Source organism: Pedobacter sp. ISL-64 (genome assembly GCF_018613605.1).
Taxonomy (GTDB): domain Bacteria; phylum Bacteroidota; class Bacteroidia; order Sphingobacteriales; family Sphingobacteriaceae; genus Pedobacter.
Genome location: NZ_JAGGPU010000015.1, coordinates 1 through 13,896 on the forward strand (window position 1 = coordinate 1; position 13,896 = coordinate 13,896).

The 13,896-nt window shown below is 38.6% G+C and carries 10 protein-coding genes; all 10 read left to right on the forward strand.

Features of this window, described 5'->3' with window-relative positions:
- Positions 1–666: 666 nt before the first annotated feature.
- The 10 genes from J7E57_RS18130 (at position 667) to J7E57_RS18175 (ending at position 13,364) form a co-directional block, all read left to right on the forward strand.
- Complete coding sequence (locus J7E57_RS18130; RefSeq protein ID WP_215128671.1) at positions 667–2,757, forward strand: HEPN domain-containing protein; 2,091 nt, start codon at positions 667–669, stop codon at positions 2,755–2,757.
- A 92-nt stretch (positions 2,758–2,849) separates the two neighbouring features.
- On the forward strand, positions 2,850–3,620 hold the full coding sequence (gene cobA, locus J7E57_RS18135) for a uroporphyrinogen-III C-methyltransferase (RefSeq protein ID WP_215128669.1): 771 nt from the start codon (positions 2,850–2,852) through the stop codon (positions 3,618–3,620).
- Positions 3,604–5,115: a TSUP family transporter gene (locus tag J7E57_RS18140; protein WP_215128667.1), complete on the forward strand. Its 1,512-nt coding sequence runs from the start codon at positions 3,604–3,606 to the stop codon at positions 5,113–5,115. The genes cobA (J7E57_RS18135) and J7E57_RS18140 overlap by 17 nt, the downstream gene beginning before the upstream one ends.
- A gap of 2 nt (positions 5,116–5,117) precedes the next feature.
- A complete protein-coding gene (locus J7E57_RS18145; RefSeq protein ID WP_215128665.1) occupies positions 5,118–5,819 on the forward strand; it encodes a phosphoadenylyl-sulfate reductase in 702 nt (233 codons plus the stop codon).
- A gap of 136 nt (positions 5,820–5,955) precedes the next feature.
- A complete protein-coding gene (cysD, locus tag J7E57_RS18150; protein WP_108200603.1) occupies positions 5,956–6,861 on the forward strand; it encodes a sulfate adenylyltransferase subunit CysD in 906 nt (301 codons plus the stop codon).
- A gap of 98 nt (positions 6,862–6,959) precedes the next feature.
- On the forward strand, positions 6,960–8,210 hold the full coding sequence (locus J7E57_RS18155) for a sulfate adenylyltransferase subunit 1 (RefSeq protein WP_029275049.1): 1,251 nt from the start codon (positions 6,960–6,962) through the stop codon (positions 8,208–8,210).
- A 395-nt stretch (positions 8,211–8,605) separates the two neighbouring features.
- Positions 8,606–9,070 carry a hypothetical protein gene (locus J7E57_RS18160; protein WP_215128663.1) on the forward strand — a complete coding sequence of 155 codons (465 nt, stop codon included), beginning with the start codon at positions 8,606–8,608 and terminating at the stop codon, positions 9,068–9,070.
- 448 nt (positions 9,071–9,518) lie between these two features.
- The gene (cobA, locus tag J7E57_RS18165) at positions 9,519–10,313 is read left to right on the forward strand and encodes a uroporphyrinogen-III C-methyltransferase (protein ID WP_116251325.1); all 795 of its coding nucleotides are present in this window, start codon (positions 9,519–9,521) and stop codon (positions 10,311–10,313) included.
- A gap of 361 nt (positions 10,314–10,674) precedes the next feature.
- A complete protein-coding gene (locus tag J7E57_RS18170) occupies positions 10,675–12,087 on the forward strand; it encodes a glycogen synthase (RefSeq protein WP_215128661.1) in 1,413 nt (470 codons plus the stop codon).
- Positions 12,088–12,095: 8 nt separating this feature from the next.
- Positions 12,096–13,364 carry a glucose-1-phosphate adenylyltransferase gene (locus tag J7E57_RS18175; RefSeq protein WP_215128659.1) on the forward strand — a complete coding sequence of 423 codons (1,269 nt, stop codon included), beginning with the start codon at positions 12,096–12,098 and terminating at the stop codon, positions 13,362–13,364.
- Positions 13,365–13,896: the final 532 nt, after the last annotated feature.

Genomic DNA, 13,896 nt, shown 5'->3' on the forward strand with positions numbered 1-13,896 from the left:
GCTTTTAAAGACAGTACCTTTCCGTTTTATTCCGATAAAGGATCGGAATGTTCACTTCAATCGGGTTTATTTAACAGAGAGAGTAGCACAATCGGGGGACAGACCTCGCAGGTTTTCGAAACCTACGAGGTCTCGCTTCCGCGTTAGGGATTGTAAGGGTTCAGTACCGATTCTTCATCGGTACCGGAGCGAAGCGCAGCCCTGCAAAGCCTGACCCTTGCGCAGCTTAGGTAACGCCCAAATCAGTTAGCAGTCTTCAGTTAGCAGTTAGCCGTTTTCATTCTTCAGTTGGCAATTTTCAGTTTTCGGTTGCCAGTTATCAATTAGCGGTTTTTAGTCCCGTTTGATTAAGTGATTTAACATTGTAGATTTAGCTTGGCTGAGCACTTCGTGGTTTTCGACTGCGTTACACTCCGCTCGAAATGACGACCTTACATGGTTTTAACAGGATATCGTAAATTTTTTCATAATAAATTACGACTATTCCTATATACTTTATATATTTGGCGTATGAATTTCAATTTTATACCTAGCAAATTAATCGCTATGCAAATAATGTGTTGTTGTAAAACGCAAAAATAGGAGCCTACAGATAATTTTAAGTATAAAATATGGAATGCTTCTCGGTAATAGGGAAGCATTTTTTGAATAAAGCTAACAACACATATGCAAAGTTTCAGAACAGAACTCGAAAATCCGATTGTCGAGCAGGACATTATCGATTTAGAGAATAAGATTAAAGCTTTTAGAGATGGAACCATCCACGACGAAAAGTTTAGAAGCCTCCGTTTAGCACGCGGTGTTTACGGTCAAAGACAACCTGGCGTACAAATGGTGCGTATTAAATTGCCTTTTGGTAAGGTAACTTTTAAGCAGTTGTTACGTATTGCAGATATTGCTGATGAGTATGGAAGTGGAAATTTACACTTAACCACCCGTCAGGATATTCAGATTCACTATGTGAGTTTAGACCGTACTCCAGAGCTTTGGGCTAAATTAGAGCAGGATGATATTACGCTTCGCGAGGCTTGCGGAAATACGGTTCGTAACGTAACGGCATCTCCAAATTCTGGAATCGATGCTGAAGAACCTTTTGATGTTTCGCCTTATGCGCAAGCGGTATTTGCGTACTTTTTGCGTAACCCGATCTGTCAGGAAATGGGTAGAAAGATTAAAATTTCATTTTCTTCGAGCGATAGAGATACTGCCTTTAGCTACATTCACGATTTAGGTTTTATTCCTAAAATTAACGAAAATGGCGAACGCGGATTTAAAGTTTTGTTTGCAGGTGGTTTAGGTGCACAGCCATTTTTGGCCAATGCAGTACACGAGTTTTTGCCTGAAGATCAATTGATTCCGTTTACAGAATCTGTTCTTCGTGTGTTCGACCGTTATGGCGAACGTACCAACCGTAACAAAGCACGTTTAAAATACCTGGTTCAAAAATTAGGTTTAGAAGAGGTTTTACGTTTGGTTGCCGAAGAGCGTATTGCCAATAAAGTAAAAACCTTTAAAATAGATATTAATACTGTACCTCAGCCAACTTTGCCTTTAGAGCAAGAATATCCTGCGGTAGAAATATTAAACGAAGCCCATTACAAACACTGGTTAGCCACTAACGTAATTGAGCAGAAACAAGCCGGATTTTATGGCGTTTATGTAAAAGTTCAGGTAGGAGATATCAAAACAGATAAAGCAAGAGCTTTTGTTGATGCCATCAGGTTATATGTTGCTGATGAAATCAGGATTACCCAAAACCAGGGATTGTTGTTAAAGTTTGTACGTAAAGAAGCATTACCTTCACTATATGCGGCTTTAAATAAAATTGGCTTTACTACGGCAGGTTTTGATAGTTTAGCTGATATTACCACTTGTCCTGGTACCGATACCTGTAATTTGGGTATTTCGAACTCAATGACCTTGGCCGAAGTTTTGGAAGAGGTAATTTATACCGATTTCCCTGAGTTTATCTACGAGAAAAACATCAAGATCAAAATCAGCGGATGTATGAACTCTTGCGGTCAACATGGTTTGGCTGAGATTGGTTTCCACGGAAGTTCGGTAAAAGCTGAGGGAAAAGTTGTTCCGGCAGTTCAAGTGATGTTGGGTGGTGGAACTGTAGGAAATGGTGTTGGTAGAGTAGCGGAGCGTGTAATTAAAGTGCCTTCTAAAAGGGCTACAAGTGTTTTACACTTCATTTTAAATGATTTTAAAGCCAATAACCTGGAGGATGAGAACTTTCACCAATATTATGATAGAAAAGGTAAAGATCATTTTTATCAGTTGTTAAAGCCATTGGCCGATTTGACCAATCTTAAAACAGAAGAATTTGTAGATTGGGGACATGTAGAAGAATTTGTAACTGCAATTGGTGTAGGCGAGTGTGCCGGCGTAGTGATCGATTTAGTTGCTACTTTATTGTTAGAAGCTGATGAAAAATTTGATTGGGCAAAGCAAAACTTAGCTAAAGGTGCTTATGCCGATGCCATTTATCATACTTACAGCACTTTTGTAAGCGCTGCAAAATCTTTATTGTTAGATAAAGGTGTAAACAGCAGCACACAGGTAGGTGTGATCCGTGAATTTGATAACCATTACGTAGAAACTGGAGAGTTTAATTTATCGACCAATTTCTCTGACCTGGTTTTACAGATCAACAAAAACGAACCTACCGCTGAGTTTGCACAGAAATATTTTGAAGAAGCAAAACAATTTTTAAATCAGATTAAGGAAAAAAGGGCAGCACTGGTAAAATGAGAGAATTAGTGAGTGATAGAATGATTGAATTTTATAGCAATCGCTGGTAATCATTCACTCATTCAAAATTCATTCATTCAAAATCTAAATTTATGTTAAATCAAAATAAAGAATCAAAAATAACCCTTTTAGGTGCAGGTCCTGGAGATCCTGATTTGTTGACACTAAAAGGTGTAAAAGCGTTGCAAACTGCTGATGTGGTTTTGTACGATGCCTTAACCAATGAGGCTTTATTGGAGCATGCTCCGGCAGAAGCCATTAAAGTTTATGTAGGAAAACGTTCAGGTGAGCATTCTTATCCTCAGGATACCATCAATAAATTAATGATCGATTATGCCTTAAACTACGGTCACGTAGTGCGTTTAAAAGGTGGCGATCCATTTGTTTTTGGCAGAGGTTACGAGGAGTTGGATTATGCAGCATCATATAGCATTCCGGTAAGTGTAATCCCGGGTATTTCGAGTTCGATCGGTGTACCAGGTTTGCAACAGATTCCGGTTACACACCGCGGCATGAGCGAAAGCTTTTGGGTAATTACCGGAACAACCACTTCTGGAGAAGTTTCGGCAGATATTTACCAGGCTGCACATTCGAATGCGACTGTTGTGGTACTTATGGGACTTAAAAAATTACCTAAAATTGTGGAGATTTTTAAAGCCGCTGGTAAACACAATTTACCAACCGCAGTGGTTCAGAACGGATCGGCAGAAGATGAAAGATTGGTTGTTGGTGTGGTTGAAACCATAGAAGGTTTAGTGCAACAAGAAAATATTAAGGCACCTGCTTTATTAATTTTTGGAGAAGTTGTATCATTACATCCATCATTTAAGAAATTAATTAAACAATATGCAAGTATTGCCTAACCAACCTGATAATGCAGCATCTTTTTCTGAAGAAGAAAAAGGTAACCAGCTCTTTCCAGTTTTTGTAAAGCTGAACAAGCTGCGTACATTATTAATTGGTGCAGGAAATATTGGGCTCGAGAAATTAACTGCGATCGTAAATAATAGCCATAGTGCTACCATTACGATTGTTGCAGAGCTAGTATCACCAGAAGTTTATGCGCTTATCGCAAATTATCCACTGATAAAAGTTAAGCAGAAAAGTTTCGATGTGGATGATCTGAATGACATTGACATCGTTTTCGCGGCAACCAATAACAATATTTTAAATGAAGAGATCAGAAAGGTGACGCATGAGCGTGGCCTCTTGATCAACGTGGCAGATAAGCCTGAACTTTGCGATTTCTATCTGGGATCAATTGTTCAAAAAGGCGATTTAAAGATTGCCATTTCTACAAACGGCAAATCGCCAACTATTGCCAAACGTTTAAAACAGATTTTAAACGAAGGTTTGCCTGCTGAGCTTGATGAAACGCTACAGAACATGAGTGCTTTGCGTCAAACTTTAAATGGCGATTTTTCGGCAAAGGTTAAAAAACTGAATAAGGTTACCCAAAGTTTAATTAACCCTAAAAAAAGTTTTGCCGAACAAAATATTAAATGGTTAATCTGGGCGGCCTCAGTTTTACTAATTGGTGCTATCGGGTTTTCTTTGTGGAATACCGAGCCAGAATTCCAGAACTTTTTAATCCATATAGATCCATTGTTCTATTGGTTTTTAGGCGCCGGATTTGTATTTGCATTAATTGATGGTGCTATCGGGATGTCGTATGGTGTTACCACAGCTTCTTTTTCGTTGGCCATGGGTTTACCACCAGCATCGGCAAGTATGGCCATTCACATTTCTGAAGTAATGAGCAATGGAATTGCAGGCTGGATGCATTACCGTATGGGTAACGTAAACTGGAAATTATTCAAAATTTTAATCCTTCCGGCCATAATCGGAGCAGTTTTAGGTGCCTACATCCTTTCTTCATTAGAACATTATAGTGCTTATGTTAAGCCTATTGTAGCGGTTTACACCTTGTTTTTAGGTGGAATTATTCTAATGAAAGCTTTCAATGTGAAGAGAAAAAAAGCCGATCAAAAAATTAAAAAAATTGGCTTGTTGGGCTTTGTTGGTGGTTTTATCGATGCAGCCTTTGGCGGCGGCTGGGGTTCAATCGTATTATCAAGCTTGATTGCGGGTGGCAGGCATCCATTGTTCTCTTTGGGTACCGTAAAAATCAGCCGCTTTTTTATCGCCACCTTAAGTTCGCTTACCTTTTTTACCATGTTAGGTGGCAAACACTGGGAAGCTGTTGTGGGTTTGATTATCGGTAGTGCAATCGCATCACCAATAGCCGCAAAAGTATCGAACAAAATTTCTGCAAAAACCATTATGGTTGCCGTAGGAATTATTGTAATGATTGTGAGTTTGCGCAGTGTAATTATGTTTATTTTAAAATTAATTTAGTAATGGAGAACCTAGAGGAGATAAAAGCAGCACTGGCAGGTTTAAGTACAATTGATAAACTGAAATTCTTAGCAGATAAATATGCCGACCGTATTATATTTTCGACAAGTTTTGGTTGGGAAGATCAGGCGATTACGCATTTAATTTTTTCAAATAATATTCCAATCAAGGTTTTTACTTTAGAAACCGGACGTTTGTTCCCAGAAACCTATTACGTTTGGAACCGAACCCTGGAAATTTATAACAAACCCATTCATGCCTATTATCCGCAGAACGAATTGCTGCAGGATATGGTAAATACAAAAGGCCCGAGCAGCTTCTACGAGTCGGTAGAGAATAGGAAAGAGTGCTGTTACATTCGTAAAATCGAACCTTTAAAAAGAGCATTAAAAGGTAATGAGATATGGGTAACAGGAATCAGGGCCGATCAAAGTGCTAACCGTGAAGATATGCATGATTTAGAATGGGACGAAGGTAACCAATTGATTAAATTCCATCCCATATTCGATTGGACTTTAGCGGATGTGAAAACCTACATTAAAGAAAACAACATTGTTTACAATACCTTGCACGATAAGGGTTTCCCGAGTATAGGATGCGCCCCATGTACCAGAGCAGTACAGCCGGGCGAAGATTTTAGGGCCGGAAGATGGTGGTGGGAAGACCAGAGTAAAAAAGAATGCGGTTTACACGCGGCATCTTGATGCGCACAAGTCGTCATCCGATAGCTATCGGATGACGACAGTGAAAATATAACAATAACAACAACAAATATATAAGTTGAATAATTGAGCGATTTATCATTCAATCATTCAACATTCAATCATTCAACATTTGATAATGAGTACATATAATTTTGATTATTTAGATGAACTAGAGGCCGAGGCGATTCACATTTTACGTGAAGTAGCGGGTCAGTTTGAAAAACCAGCCTTATTATTTTCGGGTGGAAAAGATTCAATTACTTTAGTTCGTTTGGCAGAAAAAGCTTTCCGTCCGGGGAAATTTCCTTTTCCTTTAGTACATATTGATACAGGCCATAATTTTGAAGAAACCATCACTTACCGCGATCAGATGGTGGAGCGGATTGGCGAAAAATTAATCATTGGTTCTGTTCAAGAATCTATTGATCAAGGTAAAGCTGTAGAGCAAACTGGTAAAAATGCCAGTAGAAATGCTTTGCAAACCGTAACCCTGCTCGATACCATTGCAAAACACCAGTTTGATGCTTGCATCGGTGGTGCGCGTAGAGATGAAGAAAAAGCAAGGGCTAAAGAACGTATTTTCTCTGTTCGTGATGAATTTGGCCAATGGGATCCAAAACGCCAACGTCCTGAACTTTGGAATATTTACAATGGTAAAATCCACAAAGGAGAAAATATCCGTGTATTCCCAATCAGTAACTGGACGGAATTAGATGTTTGGAATTATATCCGAAGAGAGAAAATAGATCTGCCAAGTATTTATTTCTCGCACGAACGTGATTGTATTACCAGAAACGGACAGCTGATGGCTGCTTCGCCATTTTTAAATATGGATGATGAAGATGTGGTAGAACGCAAACAGGTTCGTTTCCGTACCGTGGGCGATATGTCTTGTACTGCTGCAGTAGAATCGGATGCCACTTTGATTGATGATATTATTTCTGAAATCAGCGCTTCTAAAATTTCAGAGCGTGGTGCCCGTATGGATGATAAAGTTTCTGAAGCCGCAATGGAAGACAGAAAAAAGGGGGGATATTTTTAAAGGAGTATCAAGATTAAAAGTATCGAGTAGCAAGATTAATAACCGTCTTGATACTTGATACTAATTACTTAATACTTATGTCTTAATACTACAATAAAATGAACATATTAAAATTTTTCACAGCAGGCAGTGTAGATGATGGTAAAAGTACCTTAATCGGCCGTTTGTTATACGATACAGATTCTATTTTGGCCGATCAATTAGAAGCTTTACAGAGCTCTAACCGCAAAAATGATGACGGAACAATAGATTTAGCCATTTTAACCGATGGTTTAAGAGCAGAGCGCGAGCAAGGTATTACCATTGATGTAGCTTATAAATACTTTCAGACCGAAAAACGCAAATTTATTATTGCCGATACACCCGGCCACATTCAATATACAAGAAATATGGTTACAGGCGCTTCTACAGCCAACCTCGCCATTATCTTAATCGATGCCCGTAACGGCGTGGTAGAACAGACCATCCGTCACTCGTATATCGTTTCCTTATTGGGTATTAAACATGTAGTAGTTTGTATCAACAAAATGGATATGGTCGACTATAGCGAAACCGTTTATAGTGCCATCATAGAGAAATACAAAGTTTTGGCGCAGCAATTAAAACTTGCTGATGTAACCTATATTCCGGTTAGTGCCTTAAAAGGCGATAATATTGTGCAAAATTCAGGTAACATGGATTGGTACGAAGGAGAGAGCTTGTTACATTTCTTAGAGAAGGTTGATACCGACAATTTAGATAAATCGCAATTGGCCCGTATGCCGGTACAGTGGGTGATACGTCCACAAACTGAAGAATTACACGACTATCGTGGTTATGCTGGTAGGGTACTAAGTGGTACTTTTAATTTAAATGATAAAGTTACTGTATTACCTAGTGGTGCGAGTTCTACTGTCGAGAAGATCGAATTTTTTGATCAAACACCCGATGCAGCTCACGCTGGCCAATCAGTTATTATTCACTTGAAAGATGATGTAGATATTAGCCGTGGCGATACCATTGTAAATGCTTCGGCATTGCCGCAAGAATCGAAGCTGATTGAAGCAGACCTTTGCTGGATGGATGGCCGTGCGTTGGATACTTCTATTATGTACAATATTCAGCACAACAGTAAAATTACCCGCTGTAAAATCAGTGAAATTTTGCATAAGGTTGATATTAATACACTGGAAAAACATGCTGCTGACGAATTTAAATTAAATGATATTGGCCGTGTGATTATTAAAACTGCTGATGCTTTGGCATTCGATTTATACGATGATAACCGGGCAAATGGTTCAGCCATTTTGGTCGATACACGTACGAATTTAACCGTTGGTGCTTTAATGTTCAGGGCAGCAGTAGAATAAAATGTAAAATGGAGGATGGAAATTGATCAATGACCAATAGCGAAAGCTTCAAGGAATATAAATAAAATCTTAATCTTCTTAATTCCTTAATGGTGGAAAAATGGATGATGAAAATTGTGAAACGATGAGATCTTTATTTCAGCTTATTGATCCTGAAATCCTACAATCCTGAAAATCTTACAGTAGAGAACCACAACCAAATATAATAATGAAGACTTTAGGTTTTTAATCTAAAGTGAAAGCAATTTCAGCGGGGCGCCAGATAGGACAGCCCCGTTTTTCTTTTTAGGGTACTTATAGGTTTATTCGGCTATTAATGTTAATTTCATTATGGAAATAATCAAAACTTTTCATCTGGTTAATATATTATAATCAGAAATCCTAATCACAACAACATGAAAAGAAATCTTTTATACCTCGCTTTTGCCTCCATTCCATTTGTTTTTGCCTGTAACCAATCCGAAAAAAAGGCAGAAACTGCAAAAAAGGATTCTCTGATTAACCAAACTTGTTATGCAGCTTTCTTTGAAAAAGACAGTGCAGCCATGATTGTTAAAACAATGGCCTCGGGGAAGGTAACAGGGTCGTTATTGGTCAAATATGCCGATAAACCACAAAACAATGGTAAGATTGATGGTAAATTTAGCGGCGATACCTTATATGTAGATTACCGCTTTAATACTGGTAAAGATACCACCACAGCATTTACCAATCCATTGGCTTTTTTGAAGAAAGATGGTAAGATGATTATGGGAGTGGCGCAAATTGAAACCACTTTGGGCAGATCTTATTTTGTTAAAGGCAAGCCAATTAATTATACGGCCGGGAAGTTTATTTTTGCAGCAGTGAACTGTAAATAAACACCCAATTTGTCATCCTTTACTGGTCTTAGCGCACTCACTCTAGTCTTAGCGTCTCGCTAAGACTTTCTAATTTCTTTATTAAACTTAGGTCTTAGCGACACGCTAAGACCAGAAGCTGTTTGTCATCCTGAGTGCAACGAAGGATCTTTAAAGGAAAAACCTTGTCTAGTCTTAGCGTCTCGCTAAGACTTCAAATTGTCCATTGGGCTTTAAACATAGCCGTTGTGATGCAAAATCGTGAAGACTTTTTGTTCATTAGATCGAAGAGTTATCAACTTTCTAGCCACCATGTTATTTAAGTTGACAACTCTATCTAGTCTGAGCGAGACGCTAAGATCAGTATTAAGCATAAATAAAAAATATTTTAAAATAAATTACTACAATTCCCATAGACTTTATATATTTGTATCATTAACAAACGTATAACGAGCTTAAATTATCTGTTATGATTTTGAATAAAGTAGAAAAAGCGAACATTGAACCACGAATTACTTTGATAGGTGCAGGTCCTGGCGATCCGGATTTATTTAGTTTAAAAGGTGTTAAAGCATTAAAAACAGCTGATGTTGTTTTGTATGATGCAAATGTGAACGAGGCTTTATTATGTCATGCGCCAGATGGTATTCCAAAAGTTTACGTGGGTAAACGTAGCGACGATGAGTCGTTTTCGCAAGATGCCGTAAACAAGCTAATTGTAGATTATGCTTTAAACTACGGGCACGTGGTGCGTTTAAAAAGCGGTGATCCGTTTTTCTTTGCAAAAGGGTACGAAGAAATAGATGCTGCAGAATCGTACAGTATCCCTACTGAAATTATTCCGGGTATTTCGAGTGCAACTGGTGCACCAAGTTTGCAAAAAATCCCAATGATTTATAAAGATTTGAGCGAAAGTTTTTGGGCAGTAACCGGAACAAACTCAAAGGGTGAAATTTCTGAAGACTTATACATCGCGGCAAAAACGAAAGCAACTATTGTTGTTTTAAACGGAATTGAAAAAGTAAAAGAAATTGCTGCCATATTTCAGGCAGAAAATAAAAACCTTTTACCAGTAGCGGTGATCCAAAATGGCTCGACACCAGAAGAAAAAATTGCTATTGGTATAGTAGATACCATCGCCGAGATTGTTGAAGATAAAAGAATAACCGCGCCAGCCTTATTGGTTTTTGGAGATGTGGTTTCATTACACCCACAATTTCAACCCATCCGCGATTTCTACGAAATCATTGCTGAAGAATATTAAGATATTTTTTAAACCAAAAATATATTTGTTTTGTTGTTAAAACCGCTTAAGGATTTAGGCGGTTTTTTGTGTTTAGCAGAAACAGTCTTTGTTTTTAAGCCTGATTGCAGCGGTAGCTCCCGACTTCACGTCGGGACTATAGCGGAAAGCAGGTCTGTAGCCCGCCACAAAGAATTGGCCGTTTTCACTTTCTAATAAAAAAAGCTAAGTAATTTATATGGATTAGATCTCTCCATTCCGCGTATCTCCAGTCGAGATGACGATTTTCGCTTTAAAATAATCAACTAAAAATATAATTTTCATTATTTGCAAAACTCAAAACAATTAGTAACTTACTTAGGTTATCTACACCAAATATTTGATGGAAATTATACATATAAGCGCCGAGTGTTACCCTGTTGCAAAAGTTGGCGGTTTAGCCGATGTAGTAGGGGCCTTACCCAAATACCAAAATAAATTGGGCCACATTGCCAAAGTGGTGGTGCCAGCGTACGATACAAAATTTATCCGCGAGGGCGAATTTGAAGTTACCTATGATGCATGGGCAAATTATGGCAATAACCATTTTCAATACCGCATACTAAAAGAAAAAACCAATAAACTTGGCTTCGATTTGTACATTGTTCACATACAGGGGCTAACAGATCGCCCAAATGTATATGGATATAGTGATGATACCGAACGGTTTGTCGCTTTTCAGATTGCAACACTCGATTGGATTGTACAATGGGAGCACCGCCCGGATGTAATCCATTGCCATGATCACCACACCGGATTGATTCCGTTTATGGTTTCAAATTCGGTAAAATACAGGCTAATTAGTGGTGTTCCTACTGTTTTAACCATTCATAATGCCCAATATCAAGGTCAGTTTGGATGGGATAAATTATACTATATACCAGCATTTGATTTATGGAAAGGTGGTTTACTGGGCTGGGCAGATGCCATTAACCCTTTAGCATCGGCCATAAAATGTGCATGGAAAGTAACCACGGTATCGCCAAGTTACCTGGAAGAGATGATGAGCAACGCCCGGGGGCTGGAAAGTTTGCTCAGACAAGAGCGTTGGAAATCGGTTGGAATTTTGAATGGAATTGATAATGAGGTTTGGGATCCTGAAACAGACCAGATGCTTGGCAAAAATTACAATTTAAAAACAGTAGAAGCTGGGAAACTGGCAAACAAAACAGCACTCTGTGGTGTTTTTCAATTAGATCCGTCTAAACCATTATTTACTTTTATTGGTAGATTGGTTGATGAAAAAGGTGCCGATTTATTGCCCGATATTTTTTATACCGCTTTACAACAACATGGCGACAACATCAATATCCTGGTTTTAGGATCAGGCGATAATTGGGTGGAAGGCCGGTTAAATCAACTGAAAGACATTTTTACTGGTAAATACAATGCTTACATTGGTTATAATGAGCAGGTTTCGCACGAAATGTATGCTGGTGCAGATTTTCTCATCATGCCATCGAGAGTGGAACCTTGTGGTTTAAATCAGCTTTATGCGTTAAGGTATGCAACTGTTCCTATTGTGCGCCGGATTGGTGGATTGAAGGATACAGTGATTGATATAGGCGACGGAGGTTTTGGGATTTGCCATGATCAAACGAGTATTTGGGATGTTACTCATGCCATTAACCGTGCTGTTGAGTTATATAACGATAAGAAAGCTTTTAAAGCAGTGAGAAAAACAATGATGAAGATAGACCATTCGTGGGATAACGCAGCATTAAATTATATAGAATTATACCAAATATTAAAATAAGCTTAAACATGACTGACAAAGTTTTAGGCGTTATCCTTGGCGGTGGCCAGGGCTCTAGATTATCGCCACTAACACAAACACGTTCTAAACCGGCAGTTCCAATTGCTGGTAAATACCGATTGGTAGATATTCCGATTTCGAATTGCCTAAATTCTGGAATTCATCGAATGTTTGTGTTAACCCAGTTTAATTCTGCATCCCTAAACAAACACATTAAAAACACGTATCACTTTAGCCATTTTAGTACGGCCTTTGTTGATATTTTGGCTGCTGAACAAACTGTACAAAACTCAGGTTGGTTCCAGGGGACAGCAGATGCCGTTCGTCAGTGTATGCATCACATTGTTTCGCACGAATTCGATTACATTTTGATTTTATCCGGCGACCAACTGTACCAGATGGACTTTAAGGATATGATCGAAAAACATATCGAAGCTAATGCAGAAATTACCATTGCCACTATTCCGGTAACGGCAAAAGATGCAACAGATTTTGGTATTTTAAAGGCTGATAATGAAAACATGATTACTTCTTTTATCGAAAAGCCTAAAACCGGTTTAGAAGACTGGATCTCGGATACTGGTGCAGAAATGCAGGGCGAAGGACGTAATTTCTTAGCTTCAATGGGTATTTACGTTTTCAACCGCGAGTACCTGATCAATATCTTAAATGAGAACGAAGAAGAAAAGGATTTTGGCAAAGAGATTTTGCCTAGAGCAATTTCTCAGAGCAGGGTTTTAAGCTTTCAGTACGAAGGCTATTGGACCGATATTGGAAATATTTCATCTTTTTTTGAAGCTAATCTGGGCTTAACGGACGAAATTCCTAAATTTAATATGTTCGATAGCAACCATGCCATTTTCACCAGGGCGCGGATGTTGCCTCCTTCAAAAATTTCGGGTACCACTTTGGATAAAACGATTATTGCTGAAGGCTGTATTATTCAGGCAAGCAAAGTAGAACATGCTGTTTTGGGGATCAGATCAAGGATTGGAAAGGATACGGTTATTACCAATGCCTATATTATGGGCAGCGATCGGTATCAAACGCTTGAAGAAATTCAGGAAGAAACCAATAAAGGGAATTCATTAATTGGTATTGGCGATCGTTGTTTTATCAATAATGCGATCATCGATAAAAACTGCCGTATTGGCAATGATGTAAAAATTAATGGTGGCGACCATTTAGAAGATGGAGACTTTGAGCTTTACGCTGTTAAAGACGGTATAGTAGTAATTAAGAAAGGTGCAGTAGTACCTAGCGGAACAGTTATTTAAGATAATCAATAATCATTAACTAGGCCAGTCACGATTTTTCGTGGCTGGTTTTTTTATTTACATCACACCAATTTAAATGCTGTTATATCTACACGGCAGGGTGAAAAAATGAAGAAGAATCCGGTTTTTTTGGAAATGTAAGGTCATGTGTTAATCGCATACTACAGTCCTGCTATCGCTTCAAGTCCTCGCCATTCGTTCCTCATGGCTGTGGGCTTTTCGCTTTATCAGGTTTATAAACAAAGGCACTGCAACCCGAAGTTGCGAGGATTATGCGTATTTTAAAGGCTTGTGTTTTGCGTTAGGGATAGTAAGGGTTCAGTGCCGATTTTCATCGGTACCGGAGCGAAGCGCAGCCCTGAAAAGCCCGACCCTTTCCCGTATTTCACGGGATTGGGGAACGCCCAAATAAGTTGATGGTTTATTACGTTCAATCCGCAGTTTCCCATACTATCTCTTTGCAAATCTCATCGTTTTAAAACCTGTAAGGTCTTTTTAATATTTTCTCCCTAACATTTTCCCCATAGGCTTG